The sequence below is a fragment of the Erwinia sp. PME.40.26/001 genome (assembly GCF_055556675.1).
In genome coordinates this window covers 301,009-317,967 of the sequence record NZ_JBVHNP010000004.1, presented here as the reverse complement: position 1 = coordinate 317,967, position 16,959 = coordinate 301,009, and the positions used below count along the sequence as shown (strand labels likewise).

Genomic DNA, 16,959 nt, shown 5'->3' with positions numbered 1-16,959 from the left:
AAAATGACAAGTACAACACTCAAAAAGGGACTGAACACCCGCCATATTCGTTTTATGGCGCTGGGTTCTGCCATCGGCACCGGGCTGTTTTACGGCTCGGCGGATGCTATCAGAATGGCCGGCCCCGGCGTTTTGATTGCCTATCTTATCGGCGGTGTCGCCGCCTATATTATTATGCGTGCGCTGGGCGAAATGTCGGTGAACAACCCGCAGGCCAGCTCATTCTCCCGCTATGCACGAGATTACCTCGGCCCCCTTTCTGGCTATATCACCGGCTGGACCTACTGTTTTGAAATTCTTATTGTCGCGATTGCCGACGTCACCGCCTTTGGTATTTACATGGGCGTGTGGTTCCCGGATGTAGCGCACTGGATCTGGGTACTGAGCGTGGTACTGATTATCGGCGCGCTGAATCTCGCCACGGTGAAAGTGTTTGGCGAAGTCGAGTTCTGGCTGTCACTGTTTAAAGTCGCCACCATTATGGTGATGATCGTCGCCGGTTTTGGCATCATTTTCTGGGGCATTGGCAACGGTGGCCAGGCCACCGGGATCAGCAATCTTTGGACTCACGGCGGTTTTGTTCCCAATGGCTGGATTGGCGTGGTGCTGTCACTGCAGGTGGTGATGTTTGCCTTTGGCGGCATTGAGATCATCGGTATCACAGCGGGTGAAGCGAAAGATCCCCAGGTATCGATTCCCCGGGCGATTAATACCGTCCCGCTGCGAATTCTGATTTTTTATGTCGGTACGCTGTTTGTCATTATGTCGATTTATCCGTGGAACCAGGTGGGGACCAACGGCAGCCCGTTTGTCCTTACTTTCCAGCATATGGGCATTGCCGCAGCGGCCACCATCCTCAATTTTGTGGTGATCACCGCCTCACTGTCGGCGATTAACAGCGATGTGTTTGGCGTGGGACGGATGCTGCACGGTATGGCTGAGCAGGGGCATGCGCCGAAGGTGTTTGCTACCGTATCGCGCAGGGGCATCCCGTGGGTGACGGTGCTGGCAATGATGATGGCGATGCTGGTGGCCGTATACCTGAACTATCTGATGCCAAAAAAAGTGTTCCTGGTCATTGCCTCGCTGGCGACCTTTGCCACCGTCTGGGTGTGGATTATGATCCTCTTCTCTCAGATTGCCTTCCGCCGTACGCTGACCCCTGAGCAAAAGAACGCGCTGAAGTTCGCGCTGCCGGGTGGCTCGGCGACCGCGATGGTTGGCATCCTGTTCCTGCTGTTTGTGATTGGGCTGATCGGCTATTTTCCCGATACCCGCATATCGCTCTATGTCGGGATGGGCTGGATCCTGCTGCTGCTGGTGAGCTGGCAGTGGGTGAAACGCAAAAATCGATAAACCTTCAATGCTGGTCAGCTCAACTGACCAGCACTATCCTTCCCCTTAAGATAACGCTGCCCGTCTGGCACTGAAAAACGCCAGCAGAGGAGCGATAGCGAGTACGCTAAACACGATCCTTGCCGCACTGCTGGCACCTTCCACGCCGCCGGGTACATTCAAGCCTCCCAGATTGGCCAGCATACCTGCCAGTGCCGCACCCAATGCGGTAGCAAACAGTTGTACCGTGGAGATCGAGGCTGCAGCGGCATCCTGCTCGTCACGGGAGGCGACATCCAGCACGCGAGTAAGCAGATGAGGCCAGCCCAGACCAATGCCAAAACCCACCAGCAATAACCCCAGTGAAATGATCACCACGAGCATACGACTCGCGTCGCTTTGTAACGGAAAGAAGAAAGCCAGTATTACCATCCCGGCCAGTACAAGCAGGGGACCGGCGACGATGGCCCGCGACACTTTTTTCGCTCGCCAGCCTGAGCTCCAGATTTCCGCCAGCGTCCAGCCTGCCGCCATCAGCGCGGCCAGATAGCCGGATATCAGTGGGGTCTGGCCGTGGAGATTCTGCAGGAAGTAGGGGACAAAGGTTTCGCTGGTCATGCCCACCACCAGCAGGCCGATAGTGAGATAAAGACTCAGCAGCGGGGAACGCAGGCGCAGCGCATTGCGTGGCAGCAGGCAGGTATCACTTACCCATTCCTGGCGGATTAACAGCGCTATCATCAGGATGGCCAGGGCAACCCCTGTGAGATTGTCACTCAGTTGTGATTTCGTACTGCCAATACTGATGGCCAGGACTGCGCCGGTGAGCAGCAACAGCTGTATCAGTGGCAGGCGGCCTGCTGGCCTGCGTTGACGGCTCTCCGCTGGCAAAGCCCGCCATACCACCCAGGCGTAGATTGCTGTCATGGGGAGCAGAAAAACAAAGGCCAGCCGCCATGCGTCCATATCCGCAAAGATGCCACCAATCGCCGGGCCGATCAGCGTGGCCACCCCCCACATCCCCGAGATCAGCGCAAAGGCACGCGGCCACAGCGTTCTTTCAAAGACCTCGTAAATCATGCTGTAGCCGAGGGCAAACATGAAGCCACCGCCAAGGCCCTGAACGGAGCGCCCCACTAACATTGCCAGCATATTGGGAGCCAGCGCACACAGCAGAGAACCGGCAACAAACAGCAGAATGGAGATAGCGTAAGTCCCTCGTGACCCGGCGCGACTTAGCGTCCGGCTGGTCAACGCCGAACCGATGATTGAGGCGACCACAAACAGCGTGGTATTCCAGGCGTAAAGATTGAGTCCGCCGATCTCTTTAACGACGGAAGGCAGCACGGTGGTCGCGATGTAAATATTAATAGCGTGAAGTGCCACGCCACCAGATAGCGCGACAGAGCGCAGGGCATTCTTACCGGAAAGAAGATCCCCCCAGTTTCCTTCATGTGGTGACATAATGATTTCCTTAAGCGACGTGAGTGAGTCACTCAGGGTTGCCTGCTTTCATGCCCTGAGGTAAATTAATAAAACAAGAAAATGCTTGTTATATTGTTTGGGGTAGAAAAATATTGTCAACACATCTAACGCCTGCCGAGGCTAAAGAGCATTTATCGACATCACAGAGACTGCTTCACCTGCTGAAAACGCGTGGACCGCAGCAGGCTTCTGAGGCGGGAAACGTGCTGGGCATGACCGCTGAAGCGGCACGTCAGCAGTTCAATAAGCTGGCAACGGAAGGGCTGGTGGCCGCGTTTTCGCAGGCGCGAGGCGTCGGGCGTCCCTCCCAGTTCTGGCAGCTTACTCCGGAGGGGCAGAAACAATTTCCTGATACCCATCCTGAACTCACGGTGCAACTGCTGGATGTGGTGCGTGAATCCTTCGGCGAACAGGCGATTGACATGCTGATTGCCAGACGCGAGGAGAAAACCCGTGTGTTCTACCGGCAGGAGCTGTCAGCGCTTTCAGACCTGCCAGCGCGGGTGGCGCGTCTGGCAGAGATCCGTTCTGCAGAGGGATATATGGCGGAATACGCGGTACAGGATGATGGCAGCCTGTTGTTGATTGAAAACCACTGCCCGATTTGCGCGGCCGCAGCAAGCTGTCAGGGATTCTGTCGCGCTGAACAGGCCATTTTCAGTGACGTCCTGGAGGCCGAAGTGGTTCGCGTGGAGCATATCCTCAGCGAGGCCCGACGCTGTGCGTATCGGGTGCAGCCCTTTAAGGGATGCTGAAACCGGAGCACGCCTGTCGCCTGATAACGGAAAAACGGCACCGGATGTCTCAGCCTTGCCTTAACACGAGGAGGGCTTACTGCGCATAGCTGACCGGGCGCAGCAGCGACGGGTCGATGTGCTGGCGCAGACGCTTCAGGGCGCTGTCATATGGGCATAGAGTACCGGCCTCCGTTTTCTGACAGCCGGCATAGTGCCACTCGGTGGTCAACAGCGGATGCTGACCATCGGGAGGCGTCAGATTGCGGATCTGATCGAGGCTCTGCCCACGGAACATGACGCGGATATAGCGTTTACCGCTTTCTGTATCACGCCAGCGTTCAAACACCAGGCTGCCCGCAGGCTGAATAGTGCCGCGCGGATAGTCACCCTGCTGCCAGCTGAAGTTCAGCAGGGTACGCAGATAGGCGATATTCACGTCATGGGCAACGTACAGCAGCCAGCGGGTATCCGGCGGGGCATTGTCCTGAGGCGAAACGCCCTGCTGTAGCGCTTTGGCAATCTGATCCATAAACAGGGATGCGCCGCGCTGCGCAACGTAAGGCTGGTCGTTGGTGGCATCATATTTTGGCGTCAGCATGGCCATCAGTTTACCCATCTCCCTGGCGCTCGAAGCATGACCAAACGCTACCTGACTCAGGGGTTTATTCTCACTCCATTCCAGGCGCAGGGTTTCCGCCATCGCGGCCAGCGTATCCAGGCCGGTGATCATTATGCGCCCATCAGAGGCAAATTTAATTTCCCACGCTTTATCAAATACCGGGCAGGGCTGGTCTGGCAGGCAGACGGCTTTTTTCAGCAGAGAAATTTCCGGCTGGAGCCGCTTTTGTGCCTCGCTGAGGCTTCCCCCCAGGGCTTTAAGCGCCCCTGCACGTTGCTTCTGTGCATCCAGCGTGACGCCGCCCGGGCTGTCGTTCTGAAACAGCGGGTCGTTATGCACCGGTGAGTAATGTACCGTCAGGCCGCAGCCGGGAAATGCCCCGTCCGTCAGGGCCTCGGCGGTGGCGCGCGTACGCTGCAGGGGGCTGGCCCAGACGAAAACGTCCTTCCCGGTTGGGCAGCCTGCACCGAGCAGTCCGGCCCGGCGGTATTCATTGCCTTCGTATTGCCCTTTTAGCCAGGCCGCGGTGTAACCGTGGCCGGTCAACTGGCCGTCAGCCGTCAGCCAGGGGGCCCAGGGGCGGGCACTGCCGGTTTCCATCTCTTTACGATTATCTGCCGTAGGGGGACGCACCCCGTGACGGCTGACTTCCACCACTTTTTCCAGCACATAGTGGGGCGCGGCCTGAGCGAGCAGGCTGAGCGAACTGAGCAGGGCGGCGAGGGAAAAACGCAGAACGTGCTTTTTCATCGGGATCATCCTTGTTGTGGTATCTGTACCAGTAGGCATCATTACAAAGTTTTTCAGACAGGTGTGACAAAAGGTGCGGAGAAGGGGAGGACAGACGAAAAAAAAGCCCGCCGAAGCGAGCTTTATTGAAAACGCAGCGGTAATTACAGCTTCGCAGCATTCTCAGACAGGTATTTAGCCACACCTTCCGGTGATGCGCCCATACCTTCTTTTCCTTTTTCCCACTGAGCCGGGCACACTTCGCCGTGCTCTTCGTGGAATTGCAGCGCGTCAACCATGCGCAGCATTTCATCAACGTTACGACCCAGTGGCAGATCGTTAACCACCTGGTGACGAACCACACCAGCTTTGTCGATCAGGAAAGAACCACGCAGAGCAACGCCCGCATCCGGGTGCTCGATGCCGTAGGCTTTCTGGATTTCACGTTTGATGTCAGCAACCATCGCGTACTGAACTTCGCCGATGCCGCCTTTATCAACCGGCGTTTTACGCCATGCGTTATGCACGAACTCTGAATCGAAGGAAACACCCACAACTTCAACGCCACGCTTCTGGAATTCGGCATAACGCTTGTCGAAAGCGATCAGCTCAGAAGGGCATACGAAGGTGAAGTCCATTGGCCAAAAGAACACAACGGTGGCTTTACCAGCGGTGTGTTTTTTAAAGTTGAAGTTCTCTACGATCTCACCGTTGCCCAGGACGGCGGCGGCGGTAAAATCTGGGGCTGGACGAGTAACCAGGACCATGTTCACTCCTGTAAAAGTTAGTTGAATTAAGGTGACAAGACGCAGGCAGTATACGGGGCGTGCCCGGTGCGGGCCAGCGAACTGCACCAATTATTCGGATAGGTTGTGCCTATCAAAATTCGAGTAATTATAAAGCAGTATCATACAATAACCTTTTTTAGAAAAAGGGCAAGGTGTAAACGTGGCAATGTCTTTTACAGCTTACGCTGCACGGCCTGCGCCATCATGCGGGGGTAAATCTGCCAGAAATATTCTTCAAGCGTCTGATAATTTTCTATAAAATCCTGGTAGCTTTCCGCCAGTGCAGCCAGCTTTGGACGGCGGCTGGCCATACCCTGTAACACATTTTGCAGAAACGGCGCTTCGGCGTAGCGCTCCATCCAGCGTCCATTCCATAAGTGATGATTAAGGGTCTGGAAGCGCTCCGGTGTCGGTCCAAGTTGCGGTTCGATCACACTTCTGACATGTGACAAAAAAGCTGGCAAAGAAATTTCCGGCACCAGTGTATTCCAGTGAGATGACAGAAAATGATCCCAGATGACATCGAGGGTAATCGGGGACACGCGACGTGTTTCACTGCGGAAGAGCTGGCGTGCGCTGCGCACTTCCGGCAGAGAATCCGTCAGCGCGTCGATGCGGCGATGCAGGGCTATGCCTTCAGCGACAGGGGCGGGCCACTGCTGGTGAGGGTTACCGCGAACATAATCGGCCATCATATTACCCAGCAGTGAGCTGTCGGCAAGGGTGGCAAGATGGAGGTGAGCAAGATAATTCATGGCGGGATTCTAACCTATAGCGGGCAGACTTCAAGCCGCAGCTGTGCTGGCGGTAATGTGACTTATTTTGCCGATAGTTGCAGGGATAGTCAGCAGATTGTTTAGCTATGGGCAGTTTTCAGCTAGAATGTGCGCCCTGATTTCCCGGACTGTGAATGACCATGCGCGTTGCCGATTTTAACTTTGAGTTACCTGAATCTTTGATTGCCCACTATCCGCAGGCCCAGCGCAGCGGTTGCCGTCTGCTGTCGCTCAATGGCCCGGATGGCGAACTGACGCATGGGATCTTCACCGATTTGCTGGATAAGCTCAATCCCGGCGATCTGCTGGTGTTTAACAATACCCGGGTGATCCCGGCGCGTATTTTTGGCTGTAAGGCCAGCGGCGGTAAAATCGAAGTACTGATCGAGCGTATGCTGGACGACAAGCGCGTGCTGGCACATGTCCGCGCGTCGAAAGCTCCAAAGCCCGGCAGTGAACTGTTGCTGGGGGACGAAGAAAATGTGCCGGCCACGATGCTGGCCCGCCACGATGCCCTGTTCGAAATTGAATTTCACGACCCGCGCCCGGTGCTGGATATTCTGAATGACATCGGTCATATGCCGCTGCCGCCCTATATCGACCGCCCGGATGAAGACGCTGACCGCGAGCTGTACCAGACGGTTTACAGCCAGAAACCCGGGGCAGTCGCGGCACCGACGGCAGGGCTGCATTTTGATGAGCCGCTGCTTGCCGCGCTGCGGGAGAAAGGCGTTGAAACCGCGTTTGTAACCCTGCACGTCGGGGCGGGGACCTTCCAGCCCGTGCGCGTAGACACCATTGAAGATCACATCATGCATGCCGAGTATGCGGAAGTGCCGCAGGACGTGGTGGATGCCGTGCTGGCATGTAAAGCGCGCGGTAACCGGGTTATTGCCGTCGGTACCACCTCCGTGCGCTCACTGGAGAGCGCTGCGCAGGCGGCGCAGGATGCGCTGATTGCGCCGTTCTTTGGTGACACCAGCATCTTTATCTATCCCGGCTATCACTATCAAATCATTGATGTACTGGTGACCAATTTCCACCTGCCGGAATCCACGCTGATCATGCTGGTTTCGGCGTTTGCAGGCTATCAGCACACGATGCACGCTTATCAGCAGGCCGTAGCTGAAAAATATCGTTTCTTCAGCTATGGTGATGCGATGTTTATTACCCGTAATCCGCAGGCTGTCAGCGAAATTCCGGGGCAGTGATCCTTTCCAGGGGGCGGCACCGTCCGGCCCTTTTGTAACCATTAACATCAGACTGTTTCTCTGATGGAGGCAATGTGAAGTTTGAATTAGACACAACTGATGGTCGCGCGCGCCGTGGCCGTCTGGTTTTTGAACGTGGCGTGGTGGAAACCCCGGCATTTATGCCGGTGGGCACCTATGGCACGGTAAAGGGAATGACGCCTGAAGAAGTACTGGATACCGGTGCGCAGATCATCCTCGGCAACACCTTCCATCTGTGGTTGCGTCCGGGCCAGGAGATCATGAAGCTGCACGGTGACCTGCATGACTTTATGCAGTGGAAGGGGCCGATCCTGACCGACTCCGGTGGTTTCCAGGTCTTCAGTCTGGGGGACATTCGTAAGATCACCGAGAAAGGCGTGCATTTCCGCAATCCGATTAACGGTGATGCGATCTTCCTCGATCCTGAAAAATCGATGGAGATCCAGTTCGACCTGGGATCTGACATCGTGATGATCTTCGATGAATGTACCCCGTACCCGGCTGACTGGGATTACGCCAAACGCTCAATGGAAATGTCACTGCGCTGGGCACAGCGCAGCCGCGATCGCTTTGATTCACTGGGCAATAAGAACGCGCTGTTCGGTATTATTCAGGGCGGAGTTTACGAAGATTTACGTGATGTCTCAGTTAAAGGACTGGTAGATATTGGCTTTGATGGGTACGCTGTGGGCGGCCTGGCGGTCGGTGAACCAAAAGAAGACATGCACCGTATTCTGGAGCATGTCTGCCCGCAGCTTCCTGAGGATAAACCGCGCTACTTAATGGGCGTGGGTAAGCCACAGGACCTGGTGGAGGGCGTGCGCCGGGGTATCGATATGTTTGACTGCGTAATGCCCACCCGTAATGCGCGTAACGGCCATCTTTTTGTGACCGACGGCGTGGTGAAAATCCGCAATGCGAAATATAAAGACGATACGTCTCCGCTGGATGCCGAATGCGACTGCTATACCTGCCGCAATTACAGCCGGGCTTATCTGTATCATCTTGATCGCTGTAACGAAATTTTGGGTGCGCGTCTCAACACCATCCATAACCTGCGTTACTATCAGCGTCTGATGGCCGGTTTACGCCAGGCTATCGAAGCAGGTAATTTAGAGCACTTCGTCACCGAATTCTACCAACGGACGGGGCTGGCGGTTCCGCCATTACCGTCTGATAATTAAACAAATGAGGGAAATTTAATGAGCTTTTTCACTTCTGATGCCGTAGCAGCCGCAGCACCATCTCAGGGAAGTCCTTACTCTCTGGTGATTATGCTGGTTGTGTTTGGTCTGATTTTCTACTTTATGATCCTGCGCCCTCAGCAGAAACGTGCGAAAGAGCACAAGAAACTGATGGACTCCATTTCTAAAGGTGATGAAGTGCTGACGACCGGTGGTCTGGTAGGCCGTGTGACTAAAGTCGCTGAAACCGGCTATGTTGCTATCGCACTGAACGAAACCACTGAAGTTGTGGTCAAACGTGACTTCGTTGCCGCCGTTCTGCCGAAAGGTACAATGAAGGCGCTTTAATTTTCGATTTCCCTAAGGGAACTGCCGTGTTAAACCGTTATCCTTTGTGGAAGTACATCATGCTGATCGTCGTATTACTCGTCGGTCTGCTGTATGCACTGCCTAACCTGTATGGTGAGGATCCGGCCGTTCAGATCACTGGTGCGCGCGGAAGCGCCGCCAGTGAGCAAACGCTGGTTCAGATCCAGACCGCATTAAAACAAGATAATATTCAGGCCAAATCACTGGCGCTGGAAAATGGCGCTATTTTGGCGCGCTTCGCTAACACCGACGTGCAGATGCGCGCGCGTGAAGCGATTATCAAGACGCTTGGCGATAGTTACGTTGTGGCGCTTAACCTCGCACCTGCGACGCCATCATGGCTTGCCATGCTTAACGCCGAACCGATGAAACTCGGTCTCGATCTGCGTGGCGGTGTGCACTTCCTGATGGAAGTGGATATGGATACGGCTCTGGGTAAACTCCAGGAGCAGAATATCGATAGCCTGCGTAGCGATCTGCGTGAGAAAAGCATTCCTTACGTTAACGTTCGTAAAACTAATAATTACGGCATGGAAATCCGTTTCCGTGATGCCGCCGCACGCGATCAGGCTGTCACCTGGCTGGCCGGTCGTCACCGCGATATGGTCATCAACAGCAGCGGCAGCAATGCCCTGACGGCGGTAATGAGTGACGAACGTTTGCGTGAAGCCCGTGAATATGCGGTGCAGCAGAACATCAACATTCTGCGCAACCGCGTGAATCAGCTCGGTGTAGCCGAACCGCTGGTACAGCGTCAGGGTTCTGACCGTATTGTGGTCGAGCTGCCGGGTATTCAGGACACGGCGCGCGCGAAAGAGATCCTCGGTGCTACGGCTACCCTGGAGTTCCGCCTGGTGAACTCCAGCGTGGATGCTACGGCGGCGGCGAATGGTCGCGTTCCGGGTGACTCTGAAGTGAAAGACACTCGAGATGGCCAGCCTGTGGTGCTGTATAAGCGTGTGATCCTCACCGGCGACCATATTACTGACTCCACTTCCAGCACAGATGAATACAACCAGCCCCAGGTCAATATCTCCCTGGACAGCGCGGGCGGTAACATCATGTCCAACTTCACCAAGGACAGCGTCGGTAAAGCGATGGCAACTCTGTTTGTCGAGTATAAAGACAGCGGAAAGAAAGACGCCAACGGCCGTGCCATTCTTGAGAAGCAGGAAGAGGTCATCAACGTCGCCAATATCCAGTCACGTCTGGGTAACAGCTTCCGTATTACCGGCATTAATAATCCGAACGAAGCCCGTCAGCTCTCGCTGCTGCTGCGTGCCGGTGCATTGATTGCGCCTATCCAGATTGTTGAAGAGCGTACGATTGGCCCGACAATGGGTCAGCAGAACATTACTCAGGGTCTGGAAGCCTGCCTGTGGGGCCTGATCGCCTCCATCATCTTTATGGTGGTGTGGTACAAGAAGTTTGGTCTGATTGCGACCAGTGCGCTGCTGGCAAACCTGGTGCTGATTGTCGGTATCATGTCCCTGCTGCCTGGCGCTACGCTGACCATGCCGGGGATTGCCGGGATTGTGCTGACGCTGGCGGTAGCGGTCGATGCTAACGTCCTGATCAACGAACGTATCAAGGAAGAGCTGCGTAACGGGCGTTCCGTTCAGCAGGCGATCCATGAGGGCTATAAAGGCGCGTTCTCCAGTATCGTTGATGCTAACGTCACGACGCTGATCAAAGTGTTGATTCTGTACGCAGTGGGTACAGGTTCAATTAAAGGCTTTGCGATCACCACGGGAATCGGTATTGCGACCTCGATGTTTACCGCAATTATTGGTACTCGCGCCATCGCCAATCTGTTGTACGGCGGCAAACGCATCAACAAGCTGTCTATCTGAGGAGTGCGTTGTGTCACAGGAACATAGTGTTGAACAAATGAACCACGGCCGTAAAGTCTATGACTTTATGCGCTGGGACACGCTGGCTTTCGCCATCTCGGTGCTGTTGTTGATTGCATCCGTAGCCATCATGGGCGTGCGCGGTTTTAACTGGGGTCTGGATTTCACCGGCGGTACGGTGATTGAAATTAACCTCGAGCAGCCCGTTGAGTTGGATCTGCTGCGCGACAGCCTGGTGAAATCAGGATTTGACGAGCCGCAGGTGCAGAACTTTGGCAGCAGCCGTGACGTGATCGTCCGTATGTCACCGCGTGAGGGGAATGCAGGTCAGGAGCTGGGCGCGAAAGTGCTGGCGACGATCAACCAGACCACCCAGCAGCAGGCCACGGTCAAGCGTATTGAATTTGTTGGCCCAAGTGTGGGAAGCGATCTGGCTCAGGCTGGCGGGATGGCGCTGTTATCCGCCCTGATTGCCATTCTGATTTACATCGGTTTCCGCTTTGAGTGGCGTCTTGCACTGGGTACGGTACTGGCGCTGGCGCACGATGTGATCATTACTGCCGGTCTGCTGTCGCTGTTCCACGTTGAGATTGACCTGACTATCATTGCGTCACTGATGTCAGTTATCGGTTACTCGCTAAACGATAAGATCGTGGTATCAGACCGTATTCGTGAGAATTTCCGCAAGATCCGTCGCGGTTCGTCTTATGACATCACCAACGTCTCCCTGACGCAGACCCTGAGTCGTACCATTATCACCTCGGTAACAACCCTGGCGATGGTCATGATCCTGTTTGTCTTCGGCGGCGCATTGCTGAAAGGTTTCTCGTTAACCATGCTGATCGGTATCACTATCGGTACCATCTCGTCGATTTATGTCTCCTCTGCGCTGGCGCTGAAGCTGGGCATGAAGCGCGAGCATATGTTGCAGCAGAAAGTGGAAAAAGAGGGCGCAGACCAGCCTTCCATTCTGCCTTAACGGGTTAAACCTTCTCCAACTGAAAGGGCCACGCATCGCGTGGCCCTTTTTTTATGGTGCTGTCACCGCAGGCGGCGGGCTGACCACGACATCATGCACACGCACATACCCTAACTGCTCGGGCGGAAGGTTGCTCAAGCGCAGGGGCAGCGTCACTTCCGTTTTGGGCAGCAGTTCACGGGCTACCGCGATCTGCTGTACCTGGCTGTTTACCGTCAGGGGTTTTCCGGTGGTACTGTCAAGTTCTCCCCATTCCACCTGGGCCGTAAAGGCCGGAAGGGGAGCCTCTCCGGTGGCACGTATATGCAGGATGGCACGGGTTCCGTTGGCCTCCTGCTGCACATGACTCAGCGACAACTTCAGCTCACCGGCCTGACTTTTCAGGATCACGCCGGTATTGGCTGCGGGCAGCAGCCAGGCCCCCTGCGCCGAACCGCTGTTCAGATTGCCCTGTTGCTCAAGCGCGGCAGCCTGCTTCGTGAGCTTTCGCATCTCCTGGGTCAGTTTCCCTACTTCGTTATGCAGCTGATTGATTTTGGGCTGGGGCGGCGTGCTGGCACAGCCCGCCAGCAGCAGCAGCGAACCCAGTGACAGACGAAGATAAGTGCTTGTCATTGTTCATTTCCTTTTGATTGAAGCGAATGACTTTATCTTAGAGCAAACGGGTCTTGATCGCCTGCAAAGAAATAAGGGATTTTGTTGCGTAAGCCGCATAAAATCAGGGCAGTATTGCGGACGCGCCTTTGGCTCTAAGCCGGGTTCGCGGTACACTACCCGTTACTCTTAAGAATTAACAGGACGCGTCATGTATTGCCCATTCTGTTCTGCCGTGGATACGAAAGTGATCGACTCCCGTCTGGTCGGGGAAGGCACCTCTGTGCGCCGCCGCCGTCAGTGCCTGGTGTGCCATGAGCGTTTTACCACCTTTGAGGTGGCCGAACTGGTCATGCCGCGCGTGGTCAAGAGCAATGATGTGCGTGAACCGTTCAATGAAGACAAGCTGCGCAGTGGCCTGATGAAAGCGCTGGAAAAACGGCCGGTTAATTCTGATGCGGTCGAAACCGCACTGACCCATATCAAAAGCCAGCTACGGGCGACGGGAGAGCGGGAAGTTGCCAGCAAGCTGATCGGGAGCCTGGTGATGGATGAGCTGAAAAAACTGGATAAAGTGGCCTATATTCGCTTTGCCTCGGTTTACCGTAGTTTTGAAGATATCCGTGAATTTGGCGAAGAGATCGCCCGCCTACAGGACTGACGTTATGCGTGATGAAGTGTATATGGCGCGCGCGCTGGAACTGGCGCGCAGAGGGCGTTTTACTACCACACCGAACCCTAACGTTGGCTGTGTGCTGGTTCGCGACGGCGACATTGTCGGTGAAGGCTACCATCTGCGCGCCGGTGAGCCGCACGCGGAGGTGCATGCGTTACGCATGGCCGGTGAAAAAGCCAAAGGCGCGACAGCCTATGTGACACTGGAGCCGTGCAGTCATCACGGGCGTACGCCGCCGTGCTGTGACGCCTTGATCAGCGCCGGTGTCAGCCGCGTCGTCGCGGCCATGCAGGATCCGAACCCGGAAGTCGCGGGGCGTGGCCTCTACCGCTTGCAGCAGGCTGGTATTGATGTCAGCCACGGCCTGATGATGCAGGAGGCCGAAGCGCTGAATCGCGGCTTTCTTAAGCGTATGCGTACCGGTTTCCCCTGGGTTCAGCTTAAACTGGGGGCATCGCTTGATGGCCGCACCGCACTGGCCAGTGGCGAAAGCCAGTGGATCACTTCGCCGCAGGCGCGGCGCGACGTCCAGCGTCTGCGGGCGCAGAGCTCCGCTATTCTCAGCACCAGTGCGACCGTACTGGCGGATAACCCGTCATTAACGGTTCGTCATCAGGAGCTGGATGACGCGACTCAGGCTGATTACCCCGCTGACCTGCTGCGTCAGCCGGTGAGAATTATTGTCGACAGCCAGAATCGCGTCACGCCTCAGCATCAGCTTATTGCACAATCCGGTGAAACCTGGCTGGCGCGCACGACCTGCGATGAACTGGCATGGCCGGAAAACGTCACGCAGTTCAGTGTGCCACGGCATAACCAGCGGCTGGATTTAGTGGCAATGATGATGCTGCTGGGCAGAAAACAGATTAACAGTGTCTGGGTGGAAGCCGGGGCGCAGTTTGCCGGGGCGTTGTTACAGGCCGGGGTGGTGGATGAACTGATTGTTTATCTGGCCCCTAAATTGCTGGGTGATAGCGGGCGAGGCCTGTGTCAGCTGCCGGGCCTTGCGCATCTCGTCGATGCCCCCGCTTTTGCTTTTAGTGATATCCGTCAGATTGGGCCTGATTTACGCCTGACGCTGACGCCGTTATAGCGGTTTGCGCAAAAACAAGCAGACCCCTGAAGAGTATGGTAGAATCCGCCCCCCTGCGGGGCCAAACAGAACCCTGAAAGGAAGAATATGAACGTTATCGAAGCTGCTGTTGCTACTCCTGACGCGCGCGTTGCTCTGGTTATTGCGCGTTTCAACAACTTTATCAACGACAGCCTGCTGAGTGGTGCCATTGATGCCCTGAAGCGTATTGGTCAGGTCAAAGATGAAAACATCACCGTCGTCTGGGTTCCGGGTGCCTATGAGCTGCCAATGACCGCACGTGCGCTGGCGAACACCGGTAAGCATGATGCCGTTGTGGCGCTGGGAACCGTTATCCGTGGCGGCACCGCCCATTTCGAATATGTGGCAGGTGAGGCCAGTTCTGGTCTGGCCAGCGTTGCCATGAACAGCGATATCCCGGTTGCTTTTGGCGTACTGACGACGGAAAACATCGAGCAGGCCATTGAACGCGCCGGAACCAAAGCGGGTAATAAAGGTGCTGAAGCAGCCCTGACCGCTCTGGAAATGATTAACGTATTGAAAGCCATCAAAGCCTGATTTTAAGGGGAATTTCGTGAAACCTGCTGCTCGTCGCCGCGCCCGTGAATGTGCTGTTCAGGCACTTTACTCCTGGCAAATCTCCAAAAACGACATCGCTGATGTCGAATACCAGTTTCTGGCGGAACAGGACGTTAAAGACGTCGATATCAATTACTTCCGTGAGCTGGTCGGCGGCGTTGCAACTAACAGTGCATACCTCGACGGCCTGATGCAACCTTACCTGTCACGCCAGCTGGAAGAGCTGGGACAGGTTGAGAAGGCCATCCTGCGTATCTCACTGTTTGAACTCAGCAAGCGTGCAGACGTTCCCTACAAGGTGGCGATCAACGAAGGGATCGAACTGGCTAAAGTGTTCGGTGCTGAAGACAGCCATAAGTTTGTCAACGGCGTGCTGGACAAAGCTGGCCCGTTTATCCGTCCCAACCGCAAATAATTCTCTGAGGCCGCTCATCACGGCCTCATCTTTTTACTCCCGGAATGCATTATGGCTTGTGGCGAATTTGAACTGATTGCGCGTTATTTTGACCGTGTAACCAGTTCCCGTCGCGATGTTGAAAAAGGCATCGGTGACGACTGCGCATTACTCGGCGTACCGGAAAAGCAGACGCTGGCAATCAGCACTGACACGCTGGTAGAAGGCGTGCATTTTCTGCGAGATATTCATCCCGCCGACCTCGGATATAAAGCCCTTGCAGTAAACCTCAGCGACCTGGCTGCCATGGGCGCTGATCCTGCATGGCTGACGCTGGCCCTGACGCTGCCAGAGATCAATGAAGCCTGGCTGAAAGATTTCAGCGACAGTCTGTTTGAGCTGCTCGACTACTATGATATGCAGCTGATCGGGGGTGACACCACGCGCGGGCCCTTGAGTATGACGCTGGGTATTCATGGCCTGGTGCCGCAGGGACGGGCGCTGAAGCGCAGTGGTGCGCGCGTAGGTGACTGGATTTACGTCACCGGCACGCTCGGTGACAGTGCTGCTGGCCTTGAACTGCTGCAACACCACGTGAAGATTAGCGATCCGGCAGCCCATGAGGCGCTAATCAAGCGCCATCTGCGCCCGATGCCGCGAATCCTTCAGGGGCAGGCGCTGCGCGATCTCGCCAGTTCGGCTATCGACCTGTCTGACGGGCTGGTCTCCGATCTCGGCCATATTCTTAAAGCCAGTGACTGTGGTGCCCGTCTCCATCTTGATGCACTGCCGATTTCCGCCGTACTGAAACAGCACTTCGAACCGGAACAGGCCATACGCTGGGCGCTGAGCGGTGGGGAAGATTATGAGCTGTGCTTTACCGTTCCGGAGATTAACCGCGGCGCGCTGGACGTGGCGCTGGGCTATCTTGGCGTTCCCTTCACCTGTATCGGCCAGATTGCTCCGCAGTCAGAAGGCCTGACGCTGCTGCAGGATGATAAGCCGGTAGAACTGAACCTGAAAGGATTTGACCATTTTGGTACGCGCTAAGGACGTGGCGAAAAGTCGCCTGAAGATGAGCAACCCCTGGCATCTGCTGGCGACCGGGTTTGGCAGCGGTCTGAGCCCCTGGATGCCGGGAACGGCAGGATCCCTCGCGGCCATCCCATTCTGGTACCTGCTCAACCTGCTGCCACAGGATCTCTATTCTCTGGTGCTGCTGCTGGGGATCAGTATCGGTGTCTATCTTTGCCACCGTACCGCGAAAGATATGGGCGTTCACGATCATGGCAGCATCGTCTGGGACGAGTTTATCGGCATGTGGATCACGCTGATGGCCATCCCGACCGACAGCTGGCAGTGGGTTCTGGCAGGTTTCCTGGTGTTCCGCGTTCTGGATATCTGGAAACCCTGGCCTATTCGCTGGTTTGACCGCAACGTGCACGGCGGCATGGGGATCATGGTCGATGATATTATTGCCGGGGTGATCTCAGCCGGCCTGCTGTGGGGCTGCGCACTCTACCTGGCGGGCTGATGC

18 protein-coding genes are annotated in these 16,959 nt (G+C 55.7%); 13 read left to right on the top strand and 5 right to left on the bottom strand.

Annotated features, from left to right (window positions below; all coding sequences use genetic code 11):
• The first annotated feature begins 3 nt into the window (after window positions 1–3).
• Complete coding sequence (gene proY / locus ACZ3HG_RS14470) at window positions 4–1,356, top strand: proline-specific permease ProY (RefSeq protein ID WP_191935156.1); 1,353 nt, start codon at window positions 4–6, stop codon at window positions 1,354–1,356.
• Between the two features lie 45 nt (window positions 1,357–1,401).
• Here the strand turns inward: proY and ACZ3HG_RS14465 are convergent, their stop codons facing one another.
• The gene (locus tag ACZ3HG_RS14465) at window positions 1,402–2,799 is read right to left on the bottom strand and encodes an MFS transporter (protein ID WP_191936925.1); all 1,398 of its coding nucleotides are present in this window, start codon (window positions 2,797–2,799) and stop codon (window positions 1,402–1,404) included.
• Between the two features lie 113 nt (window positions 2,800–2,912).
• Between ACZ3HG_RS14465 and ACZ3HG_RS14460 the strand changes: the two genes are divergently transcribed.
• Window positions 2,913–3,575 (top strand): helix-turn-helix transcriptional regulator, encoded by a 663-nt coding sequence (locus tag ACZ3HG_RS14460; protein ID WP_191935158.1) that lies wholly within the window; start codon window positions 2,913–2,915, stop codon window positions 3,573–3,575.
• A gap of 76 nt (window positions 3,576–3,651) precedes the next feature.
• Here ACZ3HG_RS14460 and ACZ3HG_RS14455 read toward each other — a convergent pair whose 3' ends face one another.
• The 3 genes from ACZ3HG_RS14455 to ACZ3HG_RS14445 all read right to left on the bottom strand — a co-directional run bounded on the left by ACZ3HG_RS14455 (window position 3,652) and on the right by ACZ3HG_RS14445 (window position 6,448).
• Window positions 3,652–4,935: a histidine-type phosphatase gene (locus ACZ3HG_RS14455; RefSeq protein WP_465333241.1), complete on the bottom strand. Its 1,284-nt coding sequence runs from the start codon at window positions 4,933–4,935 to the stop codon at window positions 3,652–3,654.
• Window positions 4,936–5,069: 134 nt separating this feature from the next.
• Window positions 5,070–5,672, bottom strand: a complete 603-nt coding sequence (locus ACZ3HG_RS14450; RefSeq protein WP_056233921.1) for a peroxiredoxin C — start codon at window positions 5,670–5,672, stop codon at window positions 5,070–5,072.
• A 194-nt stretch (window positions 5,673–5,866) separates the two neighbouring features.
• Window positions 5,867–6,448, bottom strand: coding sequence for an ACP phosphodiesterase (locus ACZ3HG_RS14445; protein ID WP_465333138.1), 582 nt, complete (start codon window positions 6,446–6,448; stop codon window positions 5,867–5,869).
• A 161-nt stretch (window positions 6,449–6,609) separates the two neighbouring features.
• Between ACZ3HG_RS14445 and queA the strand changes: the two genes are divergently transcribed.
• From queA to secF, 5 genes are all read left to right on the top strand, one after another.
• On the top strand, window positions 6,610–7,680 hold the full coding sequence (queA, locus tag ACZ3HG_RS14440; RefSeq protein ID WP_191935190.1) for a tRNA preQ1(34) S-adenosylmethionine ribosyltransferase-isomerase QueA: 1,071 nt from the start codon (window positions 6,610–6,612) through the stop codon (window positions 7,678–7,680).
• Window positions 7,681–7,754: 74 nt separating this feature from the next.
• Window positions 7,755–8,885, top strand: a complete 1,131-nt coding sequence (gene tgt, locus ACZ3HG_RS14435) for a tRNA guanosine(34) transglycosylase Tgt (protein ID WP_191935160.1) — start codon at window positions 7,755–7,757, stop codon at window positions 8,883–8,885.
• An 18-nt stretch (window positions 8,886–8,903) separates the two neighbouring features.
• Window positions 8,904–9,233 (top strand): preprotein translocase subunit YajC, encoded by a 330-nt coding sequence (gene yajC, locus ACZ3HG_RS14430; protein WP_062747803.1) that lies wholly within the window; start codon window positions 8,904–8,906, stop codon window positions 9,231–9,233.
• A 26-nt stretch (window positions 9,234–9,259) separates the two neighbouring features.
• Window positions 9,260–11,107, top strand: a complete 1,848-nt coding sequence (secD, locus tag ACZ3HG_RS14425; protein ID WP_465333135.1) for a protein translocase subunit SecD — start codon at window positions 9,260–9,262, stop codon at window positions 11,105–11,107.
• Window positions 11,108–11,144: 37 nt separating this feature from the next.
• Window positions 11,145–12,086, top strand: a complete 942-nt coding sequence (gene secF / locus ACZ3HG_RS14420; protein WP_213014354.1) for a protein translocase subunit SecF — start codon at window positions 11,145–11,147, stop codon at window positions 12,084–12,086.
• A 51-nt stretch (window positions 12,087–12,137) separates the two neighbouring features.
• On the opposite strand, the gene ACZ3HG_RS14415 is transcribed toward secF, so the two are convergent.
• Window positions 12,138–12,701, bottom strand: a complete 564-nt coding sequence (locus ACZ3HG_RS14415; protein WP_191935162.1) for a SadB/YajI family lipoprotein — start codon at window positions 12,699–12,701, stop codon at window positions 12,138–12,140.
• A 190-nt stretch (window positions 12,702–12,891) separates the two neighbouring features.
• Here ACZ3HG_RS14415 and nrdR point away from each other — a divergent pair, with 190 nt between their 5' ends.
• The 6 genes from nrdR (at window position 12,892) to pgpA (ending at window position 16,956) form a co-directional block, all read left to right on the top strand.
• On the top strand, window positions 12,892–13,341 hold the full coding sequence (nrdR, locus tag ACZ3HG_RS14410; protein ID WP_062747795.1) for a transcriptional regulator NrdR: 450 nt from the start codon (window positions 12,892–12,894) through the stop codon (window positions 13,339–13,341).
• A gap of 4 nt (window positions 13,342–13,345) precedes the next feature.
• Window positions 13,346–14,449: a bifunctional diaminohydroxyphosphoribosylaminopyrimidine deaminase/5-amino-6-(5-phosphoribosylamino)uracil reductase RibD gene (gene ribD / locus ACZ3HG_RS14405; RefSeq protein WP_191935163.1), complete on the top strand. Its 1,104-nt coding sequence runs from the start codon at window positions 13,346–13,348 to the stop codon at window positions 14,447–14,449.
• A gap of 87 nt (window positions 14,450–14,536) precedes the next feature.
• On the top strand, window positions 14,537–15,007 hold the full coding sequence (gene ribH / locus ACZ3HG_RS14400) for a 6,7-dimethyl-8-ribityllumazine synthase (protein WP_062747791.1): 471 nt from the start codon (window positions 14,537–14,539) through the stop codon (window positions 15,005–15,007).
• A 16-nt stretch (window positions 15,008–15,023) separates the two neighbouring features.
• The gene (gene nusB, locus ACZ3HG_RS14395) at window positions 15,024–15,443 is read left to right on the top strand and encodes a transcription antitermination factor NusB (RefSeq protein WP_191935164.1); all 420 of its coding nucleotides are present in this window, start codon (window positions 15,024–15,026) and stop codon (window positions 15,441–15,443) included.
• Window positions 15,444–15,494: 51 nt separating this feature from the next.
• Window positions 15,495–16,472 (top strand): thiamine-phosphate kinase, encoded by a 978-nt coding sequence (gene thiL / locus ACZ3HG_RS14390; RefSeq protein WP_191935165.1) that lies wholly within the window; start codon window positions 15,495–15,497, stop codon window positions 16,470–16,472.
• Window positions 16,459–16,956, top strand: coding sequence for a phosphatidylglycerophosphatase A (pgpA, locus tag ACZ3HG_RS14385; RefSeq protein WP_191935166.1), 498 nt, complete (start codon window positions 16,459–16,461; stop codon window positions 16,954–16,956). The genes thiL and pgpA overlap by 14 nt, the downstream gene beginning before the upstream one ends.
• Window positions 16,957–16,959 lie beyond the last annotated feature (3 nt).